Origin of the sequence: Streptomyces sp. NPDC021100, from assembly GCF_044333095.1 — a bacterium.
Taxonomy (GTDB): domain Bacteria; phylum Actinomycetota; class Actinomycetes; order Streptomycetales; family Streptomycetaceae; genus Streptomyces.
In genome coordinates this window covers 254,139-274,279 of sequence record NZ_JBIRQH010000006.1, presented here as the reverse complement: position 1 = coordinate 274,279, position 20,141 = coordinate 254,139, and the positions used below count along the sequence as shown (strand labels likewise).

The window sequence follows — 20,141 nt, the reverse complement described above, 5'->3', positions numbered from 1 at the left end:
GGACCCTCAGGACGTGCCTCAGGAAAGGGCGACCAGCTCCCGGTACTCCTCGCTCCACAGGTCCTCGTCCGCGTCCGGCAGCAGCAGGACGCGGTCGGGGCGGAGGGCGTCGATGGCGCCCTCGTCGTGGGTCACCATGACGACCGCGCCGGGGTAGGAGCCGACGGCGGACAGGACCTCGGCGCGGGAGGCGGGGTCGAGGTTGTTGGTGGGCTCGTCCAGCAGCAGCACGTTGGCGCCGGAGTGGACCAGCCCGGCCAGCGCCAGGCGCGTCTTCTCGCCGCCGGACAGCACGCCGACGGGCTTGTCCGCGTCGTCCCCGGTGAACAGGAACGCCCCGAGCACGCCCCGCCGTTCGCCGTCCGTCAGGTGCGGCGCGGCGGTCGCGAGGTGCCGGACGACCGTGTGGGCGGGGTCGAGGGTGTCGTGCTCCTGGGCGAAGTAGCCCAGCCGCAGCCCGTGCCCGCGCACCACCCGGCCCTCGTCCGGGGCCACCTCGCCGGCCAGGACGCGCAACAGCGTCGTCTTGCCCGCGCCGTTGAGCCCGAGGACCACCAGGCGGCTGCCCCGGTCCACGGCGAGGTCCACCCCGTCGAGGACGGGACGGCCGCCGTAGGACTTGGTCAGGCTGATCGCGCCGAGCGGCACCCGGCCGCACGGCTCCGGTTCGGGCAGCCGGATCCGGGCGGTCTTCTCCGTCCGCCGGGCCGGTTCCAGCTCGGCGAGCATGCGGTCGGCCCGCCGGCTCATGCTCCGGGCCATGACGGCGGTGGCCGACCGGGCCTTCATCCGGTCCGCCTGCGCGTGCAGGGCGGCGGCCTTCCGCTCGGCGTTCGCCCGCTCCCGGGCGCGGCGCCGCTCGTCGGCCTCCCGCTGGGCCAGGTACGTCGTCCAGCCGGTGTTGTGGATGTCGATCGTCGCCCGGCCGGGGTCCAGGTGGAACACGCGGTTGACGACGGCGGTCAGCAGACCGGTGTCGTGGCTGATCACCACGAGGCCGCCCCGGTGGCTCCGGAGGAACTCGCGCAGCCAGGCGGCAGAGTCGGCGTCGAGGTGGTTGGTCGGCTCGTCGAGCAGCAGGGTGCCGTCGTGGCCGGCGAACAGGATGCGGGCCAGCTCCACGCGGCGCCGCTGCCCGCCCGACAGGGTGCCGACCGGCCGGTGCAGCACCTCGTCGGGCAGGCCGAGCCCGGCCGCCACCCGGGCGGCCTCCGCCTCGGCCGCGTACCCGCCGCCGGCCTGGAAGGCCGCCTCGGCACGGGCGTACGCCCGCATCGCCCGCTCCAGCGCGGCGGGCCCGGCGGCCTCGGTCATGGCGGCCTCGGCCTCCCGCAGTGCGCGCAGGGCGCGGTCGAGGCCGCGCGCGGACAGGATCCGGTCGGTCACGGTCACGTCGGGATCGGCGGCCCGGGAGTCCTGGGCGAGGAACCCGACCGGGCCGGTGGCGGTCACGCTCCCGGCGGCGGGGCGTGCCCGGCCCGCCAGGGCGGTCAGCAGGGTGGTCTTCCCCGCGCCGTTGCGGCCGACCAGGCCGACGCGGTCGCCGGGGGAGACGGTGAAGGAGACGTCGGACAGCAGCAGCCGCGCACCCGCGCGCAGCTCGACATCGCGGACGGTCATCATGAGGTAACGCTCCGAATAAGCTCAAGGACACACTTCTGGCGTGGAAGCGGGTCCTGAGCTAGGAAATTCGGGGCGTAGACATGCCCTCACGGTAACGGACGGTTCGCCGGCGGCGCATCTCCTTTTCCGGGGGCGGGCGTACGACGGCGGGGCCGGGGTGTCGTACGACGCACCCCGCCCCGCCTCCGCCGCGTTCAGTCCCCGGCGCGGTCCCCCTTGAGGCCCTGCTGCGGGTCGTAGCCGTGGAAGGGCCGGTCGAACAGCCAGTTGTAGAGGAGCTCGCGGCAGACCGCCGGCTGGAACGCCGGCACCTGGTGGCCGGAGTCGGGCACGGCGACCTGGGTGAGGCGGCCGACGCTGCGGACGTACCCCTTCGGGTTGCCCTGCGCCCGCGTCCAGATCAGCCGGGGCGCGTCGCGCCACCGCGCGTGCTCGTGGCGGCCCCGGCGCCGCATGAGGTCGTCGAGGATCTCCTCGGTGGCCCGGTAGCCGCACGCGGTGTCGAAGTTGCCGGTGTAGAGCAGCGTCTTGTAGCCCTTGTCGATGAGTTCGGCGTACCGGTCCGAGCAGTCCCGCATGTTGTCCGCCGCGAGCGCCTCGGCCACTTTGCCGTCGTTGTCGGCGCACTCCCAGGGGACGTCGGGGGGCACGTGCAGCGCCTTCTTGACGTCCGGGCTGCCCAGGTAGGCGCGGAGCGCGCCCATGGGCAGGTCGTCCCAGCGCCGGACGTCGTAGAGGTCGAAGTTCCCGCCGTACGCGAGGACGGCGGTCACCAGGTCGTTGCCGAGCCGGGTGGCCTCCTCGAACCGGCCCTCGTCGAGGGCGGCCCGGTAGACGGCGTAGGCGTCGTGGAGGGAGTCGCGCTGGGCGATGCCGAGGAAGCCGGTGGTGTAGGCGTAGTCGATCAGGACGCGGAGCGACAGCTCCGGCCTGATCCAGCCGTTGCCGACGGATATCCCGCGCAGGCCGAGCCGGTGTCCGTCCGGTGCGCGGCGGTTGCGCGCGTCGATCTCCAGGGCGATGGCGGGCACGTACTTCCCGGCGTAGCTCTCCCCGCAGACGTACAGCGGGCAGCGCGCGTACTCGGGGTGCAGTCCGAGGAACGCCTCCAGGCCGTCGCAGAACATCCGGGCGAGGGTCCCCTCGTCCCGGACGTACTCCCCGGCGTCCGAGTGGCTGTAGCCGGTGCCGACGGGCTGGTCCCAGTAGACGACGTGCGCCTCCTCGTTCCAGGTGGCGTCGGTCGGGGAGACCGTGCCGGCGGCGTCGTCGGTGATGGACAGCGGTCCGTTCTCCAGGAACAGGCCCAGCAACGAGGAGGCGCCGGGGCCGCCGTTGAGCCAGACGAGCAGCGGGGTGCGGCTGATCAGGTCCTGCTGGTCGTGGACGGCGACGTGCGGGTTGCAGGTCTGGCTCTCGAAGAACCAGTAGAAGAGGTGGTTCCGGGAGTCCGGGTGCTCGGCCGGGCCGTCGAGGTGGACGTGTCCGGCGTAGGAGCGCGTTTTCAGGTCCAGGCTTTGGGTGTTGAGCACATTGGCGGGGACGGAGGTGACGAGGTCGTCGTCCGGGGTCATGGTTCCCTTTTCCGTTCGGCGGGCTCGATGGCTTACGGGAAGAGCTCGCGCCGGATCAGGGGGAGAACGGGCGGACGCGCCGGGAGCGGGTGCGGAACGCGTCGGTGAACAGCTTCTCCGTCCGTTCCCGGGGCTCCAGGACGCCGATGCGCTGCCCTTGGAGCAGTTGCAGCGCGGGGAACCGGCCGCGTTCGAAGAGCAGGATGTTCAGCGACCCGCCGTATGCGAAGTTCCCGATCCGCTCACCCTTTTCCACCGGGATCGGCTTCGTGCGCATCTTCTTGAACTTCTCCAGGAAGTTCACGGACGCGATGGAGTTGAGGCCGACGGGCACGAGCCCGACGTAGCCCTCGCCGTCCGGTCCGCCGTAGGCGTCCTGGTACTGGGTCCTGATGATGACGTATCCGCGGCGGAAGTCGTCGAACATCGAGTAGTCGTAGCCGTAGCCGACGTTCCCCTTGTCGAGCAGGCCGGGAAAGTCCCGCATCCCGTAGTAGCAGCCGCCGATGTCATCACGGGCGGCCACGACCTCGCCCGCCACCGGGGCGTGGTACCAGTGATAGCTGTCGGGCATCAGGATGCAGGACACGGCCGTGCCGCCGATGAACTTCTTCGCGTATTCCGAGCCGTCGAGCAGTTTTCCGACGTTCATGCTCACCGTCTTGACCGGGATCCCCGTGTACGGGCCCAGTTCGTCGACGATCATGTTGATGACGCAGTCGGCGGGGGCGACGACCACCGTGTCGTCGTCCTTGGCGGCTATCGGGCGCCGGTCCTCCTTGATCTCCCGGACGAAGAACTCGTTGAAGTTCTTCCAGTCCCTGACCTTGTAGTCGTCCATGCGCTTCGAACCGAGCTCCCGGACCCACGTCTCGATGAGTTCCTTGGAATGCGGGTCGTCCATCTGCTTGCCTTGCAGGTGGGTGAAGTCGGCCGTCATGGCGTAGCCGGGGCCGGAGGTCACGAACGCCATGCCGGCGTCGTTCAGGTAGTTGATCCAGCTGAACTTCTCGATGTAGTCGAGGCCGTTCTTGACCCCCGACTTCCAGTCGTACCACTCCCCGAAGAAGTCGCAGAGGCGCTGGATGTCCGCGCCCTGCCAGTCGTAGTAGACCTCGGAGCTCTTCTTCTCCGGGCAGGGCACCACGTGCTTGATCGCGTCGTGGTACAGGGACGCGAAGTTGTCGTGGTTCTGGTCGTACCAGGTTCGAATGCGCTCCTGGAACTCTTCGATGCTCGTCGAGAACGTCATGTCGCCGGGCATGGCTCGCCTCTCTCCGTCTGCCGGGGGCTGAGGGACGTCGTACGGCGGGTGGGCGGGATGCCGCACGGCGCCGCCAAATCTGCCCGCGGCCGATCCCCCGAGGAAGGGGACCGGGGGCGCGTACGCCGTTCCCTGCCGGGGGCGTGCTGGTGCGAGGCCCGCACCAGGGGACGGCCCCCGTCCCAGGGGCCCCGGGCGTGCCGCACGTCCTCGTCCCCGGTGTCCCGTGGGACCGTCCCGTACCGTCCGGTAACTCCCGTTGCGGCGAGGGGAAGTCCCGCACAATGACCGGTACGCATTCGGGCAGACATTCGGTTGTTTCCCGGAACGGCGCGGAATTCCGGCGCCGGGAGCGGAAAAGCCGGGAGAAAACGCGGCGTTCGAGCCGGCGCGGCACCGGGCGGAACTCCGCCCCGTTCCTCTGGCTCGACCTCCGGGAGTACCTGCGGCCGGACGCCCCGGAGATTCCATACGGCCGGGAGCCGCACGTCCCGCAGTCTCCCGGACTCCGGCGCGAGGAGTACGCGGACGGCGGCGACGGCGACGGCGACGGCGGCCTGGGCGAGCGGGCCCGGCCGGCCCCCGCGGCCCGCCTTTCCTACAGTCCCGCCGCCCGTGCCCCGGCCGGTGCCGGACGGTGCAGCAGCGCCCGGACGGCGAGGCCGGACGCGGTCCCGGCGGCCACGGTGAGGGCCGCCCACAGGGCGGGCCACGCCGGCAGGCGCAGGGCGTGGTCGACGGACCAGCGGCCCGGGCCGGCCACGGCGACGGCCAGGGCGAGGACGACGAGGACAAGGGGGTACTCGTAGCCGTCGTCCTGCACCCACAGGCCGTGCGGCCACTTGACGGTCAGCGCGACCGTCATCACCCCGGCGATCCCGGCCGCCGCGAGCGGGGTGAGGGCGCCACAGGCCAGCAGCAGCCCGGAGCCGGTCTGCGTGGCGCCCGCGGCGAGGGCGGTGAGCGCCCCGCCGCGGAAGCCGTCGCGGCGGAACTCCTCGGCCCCGCCCGCCAGTCCGCCGCCCCCGAGCCGCCGGCTGACCTTCTGCACGCCGTGCCCGGCGACCAGCAGGCCCACCGTCAGCCGGATCAGCAGCAGCGCGGTGTCCACGGTCACCCGGCGGCGTGCGGGTCGACCATGGCGTGCGCGTAGACGAGGCCCAGGCCGTAGGCGCCGCCGTGTTCCTTGACGACCTGGGTCGTGGCCGCGTACGTCTCCGTGCGGGCCCAGTCGCGCTGGAGCTCCAACAGCACCTGCAGCCAGGTGACGGGGACGGCCCCGGCCGCCGTCATCCGCCGCATCGCGTGCTCGTGGGCGGCGGGGGTCACACCGGCCGAGGCGTCGGCGACGACATAGACCTCGTAGCCCTGCGCGAGCGCCGACAGGGCGGGCATGACGAGGCACACCTCGGTCCACAGCCCCGACAGGACGATCTTGGTGCGGCCGGTGGCGCTGACGGCCTCGACCAGGGCCTCGTCCTCCCAGGCGTTCATGGAGGTGCGGTCGACGATCTCCTGCTCAGGGAACACCTCGCGGAGCTGAGGCAGCAGGGGGCCGGAGAACGACTCGGCGGCGACGGTGGACAGGACGACGGGCACGTCGAAGACGCGGGCGGCCTTGGCCAGCCCGACGGTGGCGTTGACGACCCCGGCCCGGTCGGCGCTGCCCGCGCCGAAGAACATCTGCGGCTGGTGGTCCACGAACAGCATCATCGCGTTGTCAGGCGTGAGGAGTTCGGTGCTGGGCACGGCCCGGACAGTAGTGAAGTCGACCATGGTGGTCCCTTTCTGGGGGAGGGGGTTACAGGCAGGGGGTCCCGGGAGGGGTCCCCGTCGTTGCTGCCGGCGGGACCGACGCTACGAGCGCCGGGGCGACGGGAGTTGACCGTGAGCGGCCAGGGCTGTTCCGGCGCCGCACGGGGCCGCGGGCGGCGAGGGGGGAAGGGGAGGGGGTCAGAGCAGGAAGCAGGGGTCGAAGGAGACCGGGGACCGCTCGGGCGCGTCCCCGCGGGCCGCCCGCCACCGCCGGTGCTGCTCCGAGGCGGCCACCACGTCGGCGAGCAGCCCGGCCTGGCGCGCCCCGGCGCTGCCACCGCCGGTCCGGGACGGGGTCGGCGTGGCGTGGTAGCCGCCGAAGTGGGCGACCGGGCTCCACTCCGGCCGCACCGGGGGCAGGGCCTCGTCCAGCCCCTCGTACTCGGCCGCCGCGTACACGATCCGGCCGCCGACGACGGTGAGGACGGACTCGATGTGCGGGATGTCCTCGGCCGGGACGGTGAGGTAGTCCTGGTCGAGGACGGCGAAGTCGGCCAGGAAGCCTGCCTTGAGGACGCCCTTGACGCCCTCCTCGCCGGTCATGCGGGCGCCCGCGCGGGTGTAGAGCGCGAGCGCGGTCTCCCGGGAGAGGAGCCGGTCCGGCGGGTAGAGGGCCAGGTCGCCGACGGTGCGGCCGGTGACCAGCCAGTGCAGGGCGACCCACGGGTTGTAGGACGAGACACGGGTGGCGTCGGTGCCGGCCGCCACCGGGAGGCCGCGTTCCAGCATCTCCCTGACGGGCGGGGTCCGGGCGGCGGTCTCGGCCCCGTACCGCTCGGCGAACACCCGGCCCTGGAAGGCCATCCGGTTCTGGACGCTCACCCCGCCGCCCAGGGCGGCGATGCGGTCCAGGCTCTCGGGGGACGCGGTCTCCGCGTGGTCGAAGAACCAGCGGTTGCCGCCCGGGAACAGGCCCTCGGCCGCCAGCTTCTCGAAGACCGCCAGGTCACGGCGGATCGTCTCGTCGTAGGTGGCGTGCAGCCGGAAGCCCCAGCCGTGTTCCGCGAGCAGCCGGACCGCCTGCTCGAACTCGCCCTCGTAGCCGGCCGCGAGCTCGGGCCGCGGCTCGGCGAAGTTCTCGAAGTCGGCGGCGGCCCAGGTGAGGTTCTCTCCGGCGCCGTTGAGGCGGAGCCACTCGTCGCCGTCGCCCGGCCGCACCGTCTCCACCCAGCGGCGGAGGTCGGCGAGCTCCTGCCCGGCGGTCTGCGGGAAGAGGTGGTAGGCGATGCGGAGGGAGAGTTCGCCGGAGCGGGCCAGGTCGGTGACGGTGGCGTAGTCGTCCGGGAAGTTCTGGAAGCCGCCCGCCGCGTCGATGGCGGACGTCAGCCCGAACCGGTTCAGCTCCCGGAGGAAGTGCCGGGTGGAGACGCGCCGTCCGGCCTCGTCGAGAGTGGGCGCGGCGGCCAGCGTCGAGTAGAGGATCAGGGCGCTGGGCGCGGCGAGGAGGACGCCGTTGGGGTCGCCGTTCCGGTCGCGGACGATCTGCCCGCCGCGCGGGTCGGGGGTGTCGCGGCTGATGCCGGCGGCGCGGACGGCCGCGCGGTTGAGGATCGCGGACTGGTAGAGGTGGAGGACGAAGACGGGGGTGTCCGGCGCGGCGGCGGTGAGTTCGGCCGGGGTCGGCAGCCGGCGCTCGGCGAACTGGTCGGCCGTCCAGCCGCCGACGACCCGGATCCACTGGCCCTTGGGGGTGCGGCCCGCCTGCTCGCGCAGCATGGCGAGCGCCTGCCGCAGGGAGGGGACGCCGTCCCAGCGCAGTTCGAGGACGTAGTGCAGGCCGCCGCGGATGACGTGCAGATGCGAGTCGTTGAGCCCCGGCACGGCCCGCCGGCCCAGGGCGTCCACGACCCGCGTCCGGGGGCCGACGTGCCGGGTGACGTCCCGGTCGTCGCCGACCGCGAGGACACGGCCGTCGCGTACGGCGAGGGCGCTCGCGGCGGGGCGGGCGGGGTCGCCGGTGAAGAGCCTGGCGTTGCGGAGGACGAGCTCGGCGCTGTCGGTGGCGTCGGTGGTGCCGGGGACGGGGGTGACGCCGCTGACGGGCATCGTGGCCATGACGGAATCGCCTTTCGGGGAGTCAGGGGAGGGAGGCCTCGCGGGGATGTTCAGAGCGTGCGGCGCACGCCCGCCTGGCGTTCGAGATCCCGCAACTGCACGGTCAGATCGCCCTCGAGCGCCGCGGAGGCGGGTCCCGTGCGCACGATGGGCAGCACCTGCGCGCCGCGCATGTCCTCCAGCATCAGGGCGAACGCGGTGTACAGCGCGACGGCCGCCAGGAGCAGGCCGAGCGTCCCGGAGGCGGTCCCGAGCCAGGCGCGGCCGGTGAGGTTGTGGGCGGCGGCGACCGCGAAGCGCGGCACGGCGACGCACAGCACCAGCCACAGGGCGCGCTTGCGCGTCGCCACGCTCGCCATCATCAGGGCGAACAGGGCGAACACCGCGTTGAGGACGCCCAGCACGCGGGTGCCCTGGGCCGGGTCCAGGGTCAGGACGAGGGAGGTGGCGAGCCACAGACCGGAGAAGCAGGCCATGAGGGAGGCCGCGAGCACGTCGCGCGCCCCGAACGCCAGGGTGGCCACGAGGAGTTGCAGAACGAAGGCGGGCAGGATGACGAGCCCGACCGCCTGCCGGGCGCCCGGCCCGAGCACCCCCAGCTGGAGGCAGCCGACGACGACGGAGGCGATGGCCACGGCGTAGAAACCGAGCGGCATCGGGGAGGCGATGGGCCGCAGGTTGATCCTGGTCATGCGCCGGAGGTCGGGCTCGTGGTGGCGGCCGGGCGGGGCGGGAGCGGGAGCCGGGTCCGACGCGCCCAGGTCGCTGTCACTGCTGGTTTTCACTGGTGCTTCTCCTCCGGGAGCGCCGGGGCGGAACGGGGCTCCCGACGGGCGGGGCGGGTGCTGCGGGCGCGCGCTGCGGCGCCGGGGGCTGGTCCCCCGACCCGTCGGGGGATCCCTTTTGGGGAATGGCCGGAACCGGGGCGCCCATTGGCACCCCCTCACGCGGCATGCAGCGCTCGCCGCAAGCAGTCCGAAGCGAGCGCGATGGCCGACTCGGCGGCGCAGGAGGCCCGCAGGGCGTCGAGCATGACGAAGTCGTGGATCGTGCCCAGGAAACGCACGGCGGTCACCGGAACCCCTGCGGCACGCAGCTTCTCCGCGTACGCCTCGCCCTCGTCCCGCAGCACGTCCGCCTCGGCGGTGACGACGAGCGCCGGCGGCAGACCGGCGAGCTGCTCGGTGGTGGCGCGCAGCGGCGAGGCGGTGATCCGCGCCCGCTGCTCCGGGTCGGTGGTGTACTGGTCCCAGAACCAGCGCATGCCGTCGCGGCGCAGAAAGTAGCCCTCGGCGAACCGGTGGTACGAGCCGGTGTCGAACGAGGCGTCGGTGACGGGGTAGAAGAGCACCTGGTAGCGGAGCGGCACCCCGCCGCGTTCCTTGGCCATCAGGGTCAGGGCGGCGCTCATGTTGCCGCCGACGGAGTCCCCGGCGACCGCGAGCCGTTCCGCGTCGAGCCCCCGGCCCGCGCCCTCCTCGACGATCCAGCGGGCCACCGTCCAGTTCTGCTCGACGGCGACCGGGTAGCGGTGCTCGGGCGACAGCGCGTACTCGGGGAAGACGACGGCGGCGCCCGCGCCGACGGCCAGTTCCCGCACGAGCCGGTCATGGGTCCGGGCGTTCCCGAACACCCAGCCCGCCCCGTGCAGGTAGAGCACCACCGGCAGCGTCCCGGAGACACCGGCGGGCCGGACGATCCGCACCCTGACCTCGCCCGTCGGCCCACCGGGGACCGTGACCCACTCCTCGCCCACGGCGGGCGGTTCGACGGGCGGGGGCCCGGACTGCGCCTCGTCGACGGCCCGGCGGCCTTCGGCGGGCGGCAGTTGGTGGAGAAACGGCGGTCGCGCGGTCGCGGCGGCGAACGCGGCGGCGGCGGGTTCGAGCGTGGGCGGGTGCGGAGGATGGGCGGTCATGGACGGGTCCTTCGGTGCGCTGGGCGGACGGACCCGTGCGACGCTAGGCGGGGAACACGTCGCGGAGGTGCCGTGGCGTGCACGTTCACTTGCCCGTCGGCGCACGGAGCGCACCCGGCCCGTCCGGCGCTTGAGGACTTGGCGACGCGGCCGCGCCGCAGGGCCCCGGGGGGGGCGGGGCCTCGGGAGGCGGCGAAAGGGCGGCGTGACAGGGGCGCCCTTCCTCTCCAGAGCGGGCGCACCCTCCCGGCACCGGCGGTGCTCGCCACGGAGCCGCGACCCGGGTGCCGCGATCCGGGAACTACGACCCGGGTACCACGACCCTCGCACGGCGCGCGCCGCCAAGGCCTCAAGCGCCGGGCGGGCGCCGCCCGGCGGAGTCACGGACGAAGAGCCACCAGCACGTCGACGACGTACGTCTCCTCGACCACATCGTCGGGAAAGCCCGCGCGCAGCACGGCGCGTTCGTCCGCGAAGAACGCCCGTCGGCGGTCCTCGTCCAGGACGAGGACCGCCGACCGGCTGCCGATATTGGCCAGATGGACGTCGAGGGACACCGTGCGGCTCCAGCGCAGGAGACGCCGTACGACCCGCAACCCGGTCAGCCCGGCCAGCCGGACCGCGTCCGCGTCACCGGGCCGGACACGATGAGCCGGCTGCTCCGTCCCGCACGTGGCACGCGCGATGCGCTCCCGCTGCGCCCGGAGCCACGGCACGTCGAAGGCCGTGGTGTTCCACCAGATCGCCAGCGCACCGCCCGGACGCAGGACGCGCAGCGCCTCGGGGACGGACCGGGCCGGATCGGTCCACTGCCAGGACTGCGCGTACGTGACGAGATCGAGGGAGGAGCCGGCCAGCGGCAGCGCGTTGCCGTCACCCCGCACGACCGGCACCCCGGGCAGCGCCTCCCGGCATCGGCGGGCCATGGCCGCCCCCGGCTCGACGGCGACCACCTCGGCGCCCCGCGCGCACAGCAGCGCGGTGGCGATGCCCGTACCCGCGCCGACGTCGGCGACGCGGGCGCCGGCGAGGCGGCGTCCGGACAGTTCCTCGACGGCGTCCAGGAGCGCGGGCGGATACGAAGGCCGGGAGGATGCGTACTGGGCGGTGGCCGTGTCGAACGACCGGGCGCGGGGATCGGCGGTCATCCCCTCATCATCCGCCCTGGCGCCGCCCCCCGCGCAATGCGCTCTTGTGGGTGCCGAGTCATACGCGATGACGTACCTCCCCGACGCGGAAGCCTCCTGGCGCGCTCGCCGGGCGGAGACCGGCCGTTGAGGCGCCGCGCGTCACCGAACGAAAGCCCGCCGGTGGACGGGTCTGCCCTCCGCAACGCCGCCGGGCGGAGGCCCCGGGTTTTCCGGCCGGCCCGGCGGCTCAGCATGGACTATGCCGCCCCCCCGAGAAGCGGAAGCGGATCGAATATCGGGACTCCTGCTGGGCGAAACAGAACAAGCTGAACCGGCTGCCGGCGACCTACCGCCGCACTCACGGCGTCACCTGCTTCAACGGCTGCTCCTCCGAGGGCGACGACCGCCTGTGAGGCGTCAACCGACATCGCAAGGGCACCCCAACACCCTGGCCGCGCTCAAGTCGATCCGCGCCGCCCGGCTCGACGGCGCGGACATCCGCCGCTGGGCGAGGAGGAACAAGGCCGAGATGCGCTCCGTCGTCCCGGCCCGCGCTTCCTGGGCCGGAGAAGGACAGCGACAGAAGTGGGCCGGAGAAGGACAGCGACAGAAGTGGGCCGGAGAAGGACAGCGACAGAAGTGGGCCGGAGAAGGACAGCGACAGAAGGATGAACTCAGGAGGCGGACGGTTCGATCTCCCCCGCGAAGACGATGACCTGGTCGATGAGGCTCCGCCGCAGATGGACGACGTCCGTTCCCGCCAGGCGGGGACCCCCGTCCGGCGTGGTGAAGACCCACTGGTACCGGGCCCATTCGTCAGGCATGTCCACCGCCGAGCAGCGCACCATCGTGCCGGTCCCCGCCGGGTGGCGCCGGATGTCCAGCACGAACCGCTCGACCGCCGCGATTCCTTCGATGCGCCCCAACGGCCCCCAGAAGACCACGTCCGAGGTCAGAGCCTGGGAGAGCAGGGCAGTCACATAGCTGTCGTCCGAGGCGTTGAACGCGGAGATGAACGTGTCGATCGCGGAGCGTGCATTCTCTTCCTGCATGCCCCAGTAATACCAGCCGTTTCGCGTGCGCTCGTCCCGCGAGCCGCCTTCCGATCACGGTGAACCTCTCCCGGCCACCGCGCTAGCCTGATCAGGTGAGCGAGACCGAACCGCCGCTGCTGGCGGACGTTTACCCCGCGCTGGTGTCGTTCCTCGATGCAGCGCTGGTCTCCGCGGGAGAGTCCGCCTTGGCCCAGGCCGTGGTGGGGTTGCGTTTCCACGGGTGGTGCCGGTGCGGCACGGCCTGCACCTACCTTCGAACGGCTCCGGCTGACCGTGCCGACAGCACCTGGCTTCACTTCGACGACGAAGCGCCCCGCGTGTGGCTTCAATTCGACCGAGACCGTACTTCGTTCGCCGGGATGGAGATCTGCGAGTTCGACCTGGGACCGGCCCCGGCGTCCGACCTCGACCGGCCCTCAGGCGTGGGCTGATCCGCGTGACGTCCCGTTCCGGTCACATCGCACTGAAGGTCAGCCCAGGGGAGTAGGTGACCTGGGTCGTACCCTGGCACAGGACATCCACCAGGGCGGCGTGGGCCACCGATGCGCCCCGACGACCATGGATGCCGTTGCGGCGAGAGTCGACAGCAGGGCGAGTACGCGTTGCCGAATCATTGGGATCAGCCTCCTCGTGTACCAGCAGCACCAGCCCGGAATCACAGGGCGCCCCGGCCCCCGCCATGAGCAACTCGGCTCTTCGGCACTGGTCTCAGCCAGAGTGGCGTGCACTCTTCACCATGGGCAGGGGTGCACCACGAACGCCCGGAGCACGCAACCCGCGCATCCACCGGGTCCGCGCCCGGCGGATGAGGAGCTCGTCGTCCGGACGGCCCCTGTGTCCGTCCTTCCGGAAGGACCCCGGGCCAGCCATGTCGGGAAACCGCCGGCCGCCTCCTTCGTCTTCGGCGAGTCGGCCGGCCGAGTCCCCGGGCCACCGCGCCCCAGGCCGGGCCGGGTTCCGGACGGGCCTTCAACGCCAGGCGTGGCGGATCCTCAACCGTCCGAAGCCCATGGTCCCGGAGACGCGTATCGTCGGTCCGCCGGGGCGGACATGCCGCGGGGCCCGGTAGCGCAGGTCCTTCCAGCCGGTGTGGAGGCCCTCGACGTCGACCACCGCGTCACGAGGCACGGTGATGCGAGCCCCGCCGGTTCCGAGCTGCAGCTCGATGTCGACGACCGGGTGCTCGACGATCGCCCGCGACAGATCCAGGCGCACCCGTCCGTAGCCGGACGCGACCTTGAGGACCCGGGGCACCCGCCAGGCACCTCGTCGCCGGATCCACCCGCCGGCGGCAGCGATCGTCGACGTGGCGCCCACATGCTCCTCCGGGAGCGAGGCGAGAGCCGACGCGAGCTCGCTGTGCGTCGTGGCGGTGAGCACCTGTTGGAGGCGTACGTCCAACTGCGCGTGTGAGAGCGCCCCTTGGGCGTACGCGTCCTGCAGGCGCCGCACGGCCGTATCGCGGTCTTTGTCGCCGATCGGGGACGGCGAGTCTTCCGGTGAGGAGGTCACCGTCGCACCCTACTGCCGTACCGGCGACGCGAACGCGTCCGTCGCGACTCCATGCGTCCCCGTGTGAAGAGGACAGTCAACTGACCTAATACCTCGTCGTCTGCGCTGCCGACACTGGCCGTGACCGCACGGTGTCCCCGCGAACGAGGAGTCTTTTGTGCACACCGACGCCGACGTGAGAACCGCCCCGGCCGGTGCCGACCGGCTCGCCGCGTGGCGGGACGCGACCGCGCACGCCCTGGCCGCCGACGTACAGGTAAGGGCGCGCCACGAGGGCGATTTCGCCGGCACCCTCGACGTACGGCACCTCGGCTACCTGCGGGTGCTGTCGCCGGCGGCGGACCCCGTCCGGTTGAGCCGGACGCCCCGGCTCGTCGCCCGTGATCGCGCCGACGGGATCCTCGTCGCCCTCCAGCAGGACGGAACCGCCGCCCTGACACAGGACGGCCGCAGCGCCTCCCTCTCCCCGGGCGATCTGGCCGTGATCGACCTGCGGCGCCCGTTCTCCCTGGAGCAGCGGCACCGCTTCCGGCAGCGGCTGTTCCGGCTGCCCGGACACGTCCTGAACGTACCGTCGGCGACGCTCGCCTCGGTGACCGGGCGCGCCCTGCCGGCGGACGGGGGAGCGGCGGCACCGTCGGCCGCCTTCCTGGCCCGCCTGGCCGACCGCGCGGCACGCATCGCCCCGCCCGTCGGCGACGTCCTGGCCGGAGCGGCCGCGGACCTGGTGGCCGGGCTGGTGGACGCGTACGCCGAGGAGCCCGCCGACCGCCCGGGCACGGCCCGGGACCACCTGCTGCCCGCCGTGTACCGCTACATCGACCGGCACTTGCCCGACCCCGACCTCACCCCCGAAACCGTTGCCCGCGCCCACCGCATCTCCGTCCGCTACCTCCACCGCCTCTTCGAGGCCGAGGAATCCACCGTCGGCGGCCACATCCGCCGCCGCCGCGTCGAGGAATCCGGCAAGGACCTCACCCGGCCCGCGCCGGGACGCGCCCGCCCGACGATCGCCGCCGTCGCCCTCCGCTGGGGCTTCCCCAGCCCGGCCCACTTCAGCCGCGCCTTCCGGGCGGCGTACGGGGTGTCGCCGCGTGAGTGGCGGGAGTTGGGGGCGGGCTTCACCCGGCTGCGCCCGTGAGGGGCGACTCGACGACCCCGGCGGGTTGGTGCGTTCACGGCCGGCCAGGCCGCGTGTTCGGGGGACGACTCTGCGGCGCACAATGCGTTTAGCCGCGGGGAGGAATGTCCCGCGTGTGCGGGGATGACAGGGCCGCGACGATGCCGGGAACGGAAACGGGGGGCCGCCCCCGCGATACGGGAACGACGTCCTCGCTTACCGAATTTGTACACGTGGTGTCGCAGAGGCTGATGGGTAGTGATAGTTGCGGTATGCCGGGGGCACGAGGTATTCACAGGGCGGTGGGCTGACCGATGAACGGCGGAGGTTTCGTCAGCGGATCCGTCTGGAAGCGGCGGGACTGTTCGCCGAGAGACCGTCCAGTGGGCTGATCGCGAAGCGATTACGGGTGAGTGTGCGCTCGGTCCAGCGGTGGCGGCGGGCATGGGAGGCCGGCGGGCAGCAGGCTCTGCGCTCGCAAGGGCCTGCTTCGTTACCGAAGCTGAGCGATGAGCTGTTCGCGGTGCTGGAGGAGGAGCTGGACAAGGGCCCGGTCGCGCATGGCTGGTCGGACCAGACTTGGACCCTGGCGAGGATCAAGACCGTGATCGGCCGACGGTCCCACAAGAGCTTCCCGCTTCCGGCATCGCACAGATGCTCCGGCGGCACGGATGGAGCCACCAAGTTCCCGCCCGCAAGGCGCTCGAGCGGGACGAGGAGGCCGTGGCCGGGTGGGTGAAGGAGGTCTGGCCGCAGGTGGAACCACTGCGGCGGCGCTAGGGGCCGGCCTCGTCCTCGAGGACGAGGCCGGCTCCTCGATGATGCCGCCCACCATCCGCACCTGGGCCCGGCGCGGGCAGACGCCGGTGATCCAGGTCCCCGGGCGGTCCCGGGGCCGGGTGTCCCTGGCCGCCCTGTGCTGCTACAAGCCGGGCGAACGCTCCCGCCTCATCTACCGGCCCAGGCTCCATAAGGACCACAAGACCAAAGAACGCCGCAGCTTCGCCTGGACCGACTACCGCGACCTGCTCGTGGCAGCCCATCAGGCAGCTTGGCACCCCGATCGTGCTCGTCTGGGATGATGTGAACGCTCACCGGGGGCCGGCATGCGCGACTTCATCGTGGGTCACGACTGGATCACCGCCTTCCGCCTGCCGCCCTACGCACCCAACCTCGACCCCGTTGAGGGCATCTGGTCCCTCCTGCGGCGCAGCGGCCAGACCAACGCCGCCTTCACCGGCTCCGACCACCTCGTCGGGGTCCTACGCCACGGCCTCCGTGAGATCCAGTACCGCAGTCACCTCATCGACGGATGACTCACCGCCACTGGCCTCCACCCCTGACATCGGACCCACGGGACAGCAGCTTTGGGAAGGGTGACAGCCCGGGGCGGTCACGGGCTGATCGTCAGCGGACAGAGCGCCCAGGGCGACGCTGCGCCGATTCAGCGGGTTCCGGGCTTGACCGTGCCGCACTGAGCGCATGTGCGGCGTTCCTCGTGGTGATGGAACGCATCGATGAGCGCGGGGAGCTGTCGCTGTACGTCCTCGTGGACGTATTCCTCGCGGTACAGCTCGTGGCCGCACTGCTCGCAGTACCACACGATCGCTTCCGTGACGCCGGCTGCACGGGTCCGGTGGACAACGAGGCCGATGCTCCCCTCGGCCCGGATGTTCAGGTGGGGTGTCCTGGCGGGGATCAGGAACATCTCGCCCTCCCGGATCAGGATGTCGCGGAATTTTCCGTCCTCCTCGCGCACCCGGCTGATCAGTTCTCCGCGGACCTGGTGGAAGAGCTCCGGCGACGTGTTGATGTGGAAGTCGCTTCTGCCGGGTGGGCTGGGGCCGTCGAAGAGCGCGACCATCAGTCCGTCGTTCCAGAGGAGTTCGTGGTGCATCACCGGCTTCGTGCCGGTGGCGGCGCTGTCGAGGGCCCATTGGATCACGTTGACGACGTCGAGTCTGTCCCGCATGCCGCGCCTCCTTTGCCGGGTGGCTCGTAGAAGAAGTGGGGCAGCGTGTTCAGGGTGTACGTGCCGAAGAAGCGCGGCATGCTGCCGGCCAGCTCGCCCAGATGCCAGTAGGTGTGGACCGCAAGGTGTTCCCACACCGCGCCGCAGGTCGGCAACGAATCCGGGGCGGCAGGCGGGCCGGGGGAGTTCCAGAGCCGTGCGTCGAAGGCCGCGAGGGTGTGCAACGCCTTGATCTGGGCTCGCCGGAAGCAGGCGAGCAGCAGCCCCTTGGGGAACTTCTCACGGCCCACTGTTGCTGCCTTGCTGGTGCCGCTCGGGAAGGTGATGCCCAGGTCGTTGAACGTCTGGTGGAAGGACTCCTCCAGGAGGATCTCGCCGTGGTCGAACCAGGACGAGAAGAGGTCGCATACGCATGCCAGGTGTCCGACCGACCAGGCGGCCGAGAGTCCGCTGCGGTTTTCGGCGAAGAACTCGGCGTCATCGAGGGGCTCCAGTGCGCACAGCAACGTGTTGCCGCTGCGGTTCAGCTGGCGCCGGATCACCTCCTTGACCATTCCGGCTCCGGTAGTGCCGGTGCCGTCCGGGGGACTCGGGATGGCAGACGCTTCCGCGAGGGTCACGGCTGGATGTCCAGGTCGACCCCGCCCTTGTCTCCAGGCAGGCCGGAACTCAGGCACTCCGTGGGCAGCCGGCTGGGCAGTGTCAGCACGGTGCGCTGTGCGGGCTGTCCTTCGCCGCGCCCTTCGGTCACCTGGCCGGACAACGTGACGACGAGGACACCTGCGACGTAAGCAGCTGTGGCGCGGTCGTAGACGATCAACGACCGGTGGTGGTCGGCATAGCGAACCGTTTCGGTGGCACGGGGTGCGGCCACCGCGACGCAGGACGCGTTCGGTGCTACCGCGTCGAGAGATCCGGCGGCCGGTACGGTGCGGCCGGGCGCGACGGTGCACGTGTACCGGGCCTCCGACCGGATATGAGTTTCCCGAGGCGCGAGGGTCAGGGGCGGGTCGTAGGCGTTGCTGAAGGAGCCCGTGCAGGTGACACCACCGTGATCACCCCCGTGGGCCTGACTGGCCGGAGCGCACACCACCGAACCCGCCACGACCAGAGAAGTCAACGCCAGTACCGCACCGCGCCCGCCGACCATGCATCCTCCAGAGTTACGCCGAGATACTGTCGGCACCATCGCTACCCGCCCAGATCCCGCTCGCCTCTGGCTCGTCGTGGCGCACCAACCGCGCACGCTCCCTCTTGTGCGCTGACGCACACCCTTCCGCGCTGTCCAGCAGGCTGGCACGCGCAACTGTGCGACCCGTCAGCCCCCACAACCCGCCTGCAGTCAGTAGCCGGCGTACTCCCTGTTCGGCGGACTAACCCCATGCGTGCAGGGACGTCCACCGCGGGGACAACGCAGCGTCCGGAGTCACAAGCGCGCCGGGATACAAGATCACCCCCGCGTTTGCGGGGACGACTTCCCGGCCTCCTGCTCGTGCCAGCCGAGGTAGGGACCACCCCCGCGTGTGCGGGGACGACTCCGGAGAAACGTAGAAGCGGCTCCCACCGCGCGGACCACCCCCGCGCGTGCGGGGACGACACTTCGTGACCTGCAGCTTTGCTCGGGTTGGGCCCCGTTTCCTTCACTTGCGAATCTGCGATCGTGAGCCCCGGGGTGAGCAGAGCGCATAACGCATGGACAGACCAAGTCCTTCGGATTGTGCCGGTGTTCGGCTCGCGGTCGAGCCCCTGTAGGTCAGCTTATGCGCAGGCAGGCGGCCCGGGTTGAGCAACCGGGCCGGATCACCGATTGGCTTGCTTAGGGCGCCGCTCGCGGGGCGTGCGGTTGGGCGTTGCCTCGGACGGTGGCGCGGGTGGCCGCGCGTTGGCGTCGCTGGGCACAGATCGATCCGCCACCGCCGCGCGTCCCTGACGGCGTAACCCCTTCACGCTCCTGGCGGCTCGGCAGTCGGCGGGAGGTTCAAGTCCCGCCAAGCCGTTGGGGAGATGCCGTAAGCCGTGCGGAAGGTGCGGCTGAAGTGGGCGGCGTTGGGGAAGCCCCAGCGTTTGGCTACCGAGGCGACGGCGGGGTGGGGGCGGTCGGAGTGGGTGGCGGCCAGTTCTCGGCGGGATTCGTGCAGCCGGCGTTGCCGGATCCAGCGGCTGACCGTGATGCCGTCGGCGGCGAAAAGCTTGTGCAGGAGGCGGGTGGAGATGTGGTGGTGGGCCGCTATGCCGCCGGGGGACAGGTCGTGGTCGCCGAGTCGTTCGTTCACGTAGGCGCGGAGCCGTGCGGTGAGGGCGTGGTGGTCCGTGCGGGTGTCGGGCAGGTCGCCCGGCGTTTCCGTTTCCGTCGCCAGGGCGGCCAGCAGGCCGGTGACCGTGCCGGCCAAGTGCTCCCTCGCGCGCAGCGGGAGGTCCCGCGCGGTGGCGGTCACGTCCGCCAGTAACGGGCCGAGCAGGGACGCGATCGTGCCGCGCCCGTGAGGGTGGACGCCGCAGAGGCGGTCGACGGCGGCCGGGGCCGCGCCCAGCAGGCGGCGGGGCACGCCGAGGAGGTGCAGGACGAAGTCGTCCGCCTCTTGGAAGACGAACGGCGTTGCGGCGTCCAGGACGACGACGTCCTGCGGGCCGCACGCGAGCAGCTCGCCGTTCCGGACGAACGACGCGACGCCGCGCCCGTGGACGGCTACGACGAGGTGGTCCGCGGCGTCGGGGAGTGAGGCGACCATCGGCGCCGGTTTCAGGGTGGTCGGCGGGCCGGTGACCGTGGCCACGCGCAGCGGGTTCAGCGGGTGGGTCACGACCTGGAGGGCCGTCCGGGGGAGGGCCTCGCGCCGCGACGGACGTTCCGGACCGGCGGCCGGGCGAACTGACGAGGGCGTGCCGGGCGTGCCGAACGCACTGGGCTCGCCGGCGGCTTCCGGGCCGGTGTTCGCGGAACCGGCCGGGACGGCGTGCCGCTTCCTGCTCGCGGAACCGGCCGCCGCGGTGCGCGGGGTCGCGGTGGCCGTGGTGGTGAGGCTCATCGTTCTCCTTGAGCGGTGCGGACTCGTGTGGTGGGGTACCCGGACCACCCTCCAGCCCCCGCCCCCACCCCACGTAG

The 20,141-nt window shown here is 72.1% G+C and carries 17 protein-coding genes and 3 pseudogenes; 5 read left to right on the top strand and 15 right to left on the bottom strand.

All coding sequences use genetic code 11. The features are described from left to right. Positions 1 to 18 precede the first annotated feature (18 nt). The 9 genes from ACH4PU_RS15105 to ACH4PU_RS15065 all read right to left on the bottom strand — a co-directional run bounded on the left by ACH4PU_RS15105 (position 19) and on the right by ACH4PU_RS15065 (position 11,397). Positions 19 to 1,623, bottom strand: coding sequence for an ABC-F family ATP-binding cassette domain-containing protein (locus ACH4PU_RS15105; protein WP_398271461.1), 1,605 nt, complete (start codon positions 1,621 to 1,623; stop codon positions 19 to 21). Positions 1,624 to 1,817: 194 nt separating this feature from the next. Further along, a complete protein-coding gene (locus tag ACH4PU_RS15100) occupies positions 1,818 to 3,197 on the bottom strand; it encodes a hypothetical protein (RefSeq protein ID WP_398271459.1) in 1,380 nt (459 codons plus the stop codon). A 55-nt stretch (positions 3,198 to 3,252) separates the two neighbouring features. Next, the gene (locus tag ACH4PU_RS15095) at positions 3,253 to 4,461 is read right to left on the bottom strand and encodes a phosphatidylserine decarboxylase (RefSeq protein ID WP_398271457.1); all 1,209 of its coding nucleotides are present in this window, start codon (positions 4,459 to 4,461) and stop codon (positions 3,253 to 3,255) included. Between the two features lie 598 nt (positions 4,462 to 5,059). Next, on the bottom strand, positions 5,060 to 5,572 hold the full coding sequence (locus ACH4PU_RS15090; RefSeq protein WP_398271562.1) for a DoxX family protein: 513 nt from the start codon (positions 5,570 to 5,572) through the stop codon (positions 5,060 to 5,062). A 2-nt stretch (positions 5,573 to 5,574) separates the two neighbouring features. Next, positions 5,575 to 6,237, bottom strand: a complete 663-nt coding sequence (locus ACH4PU_RS15085) for a hydrolase (RefSeq protein WP_398271455.1) — start codon at positions 6,235 to 6,237, stop codon at positions 5,575 to 5,577. A 177-nt stretch (positions 6,238 to 6,414) separates the two neighbouring features. Continuing rightward, on the bottom strand, positions 6,415 to 8,331 hold the full coding sequence (locus ACH4PU_RS15080) for an amidohydrolase (RefSeq protein ID WP_398271453.1): 1,917 nt from the start codon (positions 8,329 to 8,331) through the stop codon (positions 6,415 to 6,417). Positions 8,332 to 8,381: 50 nt separating this feature from the next. After that, positions 8,382 to 9,116, bottom strand: coding sequence for a GPR1/FUN34/YaaH family transporter (locus ACH4PU_RS15075; protein ID WP_398271451.1), 735 nt, complete (start codon positions 9,114 to 9,116; stop codon positions 8,382 to 8,384). A gap of 158 nt (positions 9,117 to 9,274) precedes the next feature. Beyond that, complete coding sequence (locus tag ACH4PU_RS15070) at positions 9,275 to 10,249, bottom strand: alpha/beta hydrolase (RefSeq protein ID WP_398271449.1); 975 nt, start codon at positions 10,247 to 10,249, stop codon at positions 9,275 to 9,277. A gap of 380 nt (positions 10,250 to 10,629) precedes the next feature. Further along, positions 10,630 to 11,397 carry a class I SAM-dependent methyltransferase gene (locus ACH4PU_RS15065; RefSeq protein WP_398271447.1) on the bottom strand — a complete coding sequence of 256 codons (768 nt, stop codon included), beginning with the start codon at positions 11,395 to 11,397 and terminating at the stop codon, positions 10,630 to 10,632. A 284-nt stretch (positions 11,398 to 11,681) separates the two neighbouring features. On the opposite strand from ACH4PU_RS15065, the pseudogene ACH4PU_RS15060 reads away from it, so the two are divergent. Next, a pseudogene (locus ACH4PU_RS15060) lies at positions 11,682 to 11,944 on the top strand (IS630 family transposase); the annotation flags it as partial. 109 nt (positions 11,945 to 12,053) lie between these two features. Here ACH4PU_RS15060 and ACH4PU_RS15055 read toward each other — a convergent pair. Then, entirely contained in the window at positions 12,054 to 12,431 is a 378-nt protein-coding gene (locus tag ACH4PU_RS15055) for a nuclear transport factor 2 family protein (RefSeq protein ID WP_398271445.1), read from the bottom strand. 95 nt (positions 12,432 to 12,526) lie between these two features. Between ACH4PU_RS15055 and ACH4PU_RS15050 the strand changes: the two genes are divergently transcribed. Continuing rightward, positions 12,527 to 12,865 (top strand): hypothetical protein, encoded by a 339-nt coding sequence (locus ACH4PU_RS15050; RefSeq protein ID WP_398271443.1) that lies wholly within the window; start codon positions 12,527 to 12,529, stop codon positions 12,863 to 12,865. Positions 12,866 to 13,403: 538 nt separating this feature from the next. Here ACH4PU_RS15050 and ACH4PU_RS15045 read toward each other — a convergent pair. Then, positions 13,404 to 13,946: a DUF1707 domain-containing protein gene (locus ACH4PU_RS15045; protein ID WP_398271441.1), complete on the bottom strand. Its 543-nt coding sequence runs from the start codon at positions 13,944 to 13,946 to the stop codon at positions 13,404 to 13,406. A 157-nt stretch (positions 13,947 to 14,103) separates the two neighbouring features. On the opposite strand from ACH4PU_RS15045, the gene ACH4PU_RS15040 reads away from it, so the two are divergent. The 3 genes and pseudogenes from ACH4PU_RS15040 (at position 14,104) to ACH4PU_RS15030 (ending at position 16,382) form a co-directional block, all read left to right on the top strand. After that, positions 14,104 to 15,087, top strand: coding sequence for a helix-turn-helix domain-containing protein (locus tag ACH4PU_RS15040; RefSeq protein WP_398271439.1), 984 nt, complete (start codon positions 14,104 to 14,106; stop codon positions 15,085 to 15,087). A gap of 325 nt (positions 15,088 to 15,412) precedes the next feature. Beyond that, a pseudogene (locus ACH4PU_RS15035) lies at positions 15,413 to 15,846 on the top strand (winged helix-turn-helix domain-containing protein). 38 nt (positions 15,847 to 15,884) lie between these two features. After that, positions 15,885 to 16,382, top strand: a pseudogene (locus ACH4PU_RS15030) (transposase). Between the two features lie 128 nt (positions 16,383 to 16,510). On the opposite strand, the gene ACH4PU_RS15025 reads toward ACH4PU_RS15030, so the two are convergent. The 4 genes from ACH4PU_RS15025 to ACH4PU_RS15010 all read right to left on the bottom strand — a co-directional run bounded on the left by ACH4PU_RS15025 (position 16,511) and on the right by ACH4PU_RS15010 (position 20,064). Then, complete coding sequence (locus ACH4PU_RS15025; RefSeq protein ID WP_398271437.1) at positions 16,511 to 17,038, bottom strand: 3-hydroxyanthranilate 3,4-dioxygenase; 528 nt, start codon at positions 17,036 to 17,038, stop codon at positions 16,511 to 16,513. Continuing rightward, entirely contained in the window at positions 17,008 to 17,580 is a 573-nt protein-coding gene (locus tag ACH4PU_RS15020) for a DinB family protein (RefSeq protein ID WP_398271435.1), read from the bottom strand. The genes ACH4PU_RS15025 and ACH4PU_RS15020 overlap by 31 nt, the downstream gene beginning before the upstream one ends. A gap of 74 nt (positions 17,581 to 17,654) precedes the next feature. Continuing rightward, the gene (locus ACH4PU_RS15015) at positions 17,655 to 18,188 is read right to left on the bottom strand and encodes a hypothetical protein (RefSeq protein ID WP_398271433.1); all 534 of its coding nucleotides are present in this window, start codon (positions 18,186 to 18,188) and stop codon (positions 17,655 to 17,657) included. A 793-nt stretch (positions 18,189 to 18,981) separates the two neighbouring features. After that, positions 18,982 to 20,064 (bottom strand): AraC family transcriptional regulator, encoded by a 1,083-nt coding sequence (locus ACH4PU_RS15010; RefSeq protein WP_398271431.1) that lies wholly within the window; start codon positions 20,062 to 20,064, stop codon positions 18,982 to 18,984. Between the last annotated feature and the right edge of the window lie 77 nt (positions 20,065 to 20,141).

Excerpts from the sequence above, each read along its gene's own strand:
- ACH4PU_RS15105 (WP_398271461.1), bottom strand. The coding sequence starts at position 1,623 with ATGATGACCGTCCGCGATGTCGAGCTGCGCGCGGGTGCGCGGCTGCTG.
- ACH4PU_RS15100 (WP_398271459.1), bottom strand. The coding sequence starts at position 3,197 with ATGACCCCGGACGACGACCTCGTCACCTCCGTCCCCGCCAATGTGCTC.
- ACH4PU_RS15095 (WP_398271457.1), bottom strand. The coding sequence starts at position 4,461 with ATGCCCGGCGACATGACGTTCTCGACGAGCATCGAAGAGTTCCAGGAG.
- ACH4PU_RS15085 (WP_398271455.1), bottom strand. The coding sequence starts at position 6,237 with ATGGTCGACTTCACTACTGTCCGGGCCGTGCCCAGCACCGAACTCCTC.
- ACH4PU_RS15080 (WP_398271453.1), bottom strand. The coding sequence starts at position 8,331 with ATGGCCACGATGCCCGTCAGCGGCGTCACCCCCGTCCCCGGCACCACC.
- ACH4PU_RS15070 (WP_398271449.1), bottom strand. The coding sequence starts at position 10,249 with ATGACCGCCCATCCTCCGCACCCGCCCACGCTCGAACCCGCCGCCGCC.
- ACH4PU_RS15065 (WP_398271447.1), bottom strand. The coding sequence starts at position 11,397 with ATGACCGCCGATCCCCGCGCCCGGTCGTTCGACACGGCCACCGCCCAG.
- ACH4PU_RS15055 (WP_398271445.1), bottom strand. The coding sequence starts at position 12,431 with ATGCAGGAAGAGAATGCACGCTCCGCGATCGACACGTTCATCTCCGCG.
- ACH4PU_RS15025 (WP_398271437.1), bottom strand. The coding sequence starts at position 17,038 with ATGCGGGACAGACTCGACGTCGTCAACGTGATCCAATGGGCCCTCGAC.
- ACH4PU_RS15015 (WP_398271433.1), bottom strand. The coding sequence starts at position 18,188 with ATGGTCGGCGGGCGCGGTGCGGTACTGGCGTTGACTTCTCTGGTCGTG.
- ACH4PU_RS15010 (WP_398271431.1), bottom strand. The coding sequence starts at position 20,064 with ATGAGCCTCACCACCACGGCCACCGCGACCCCGCGCACCGCGGCGGCC.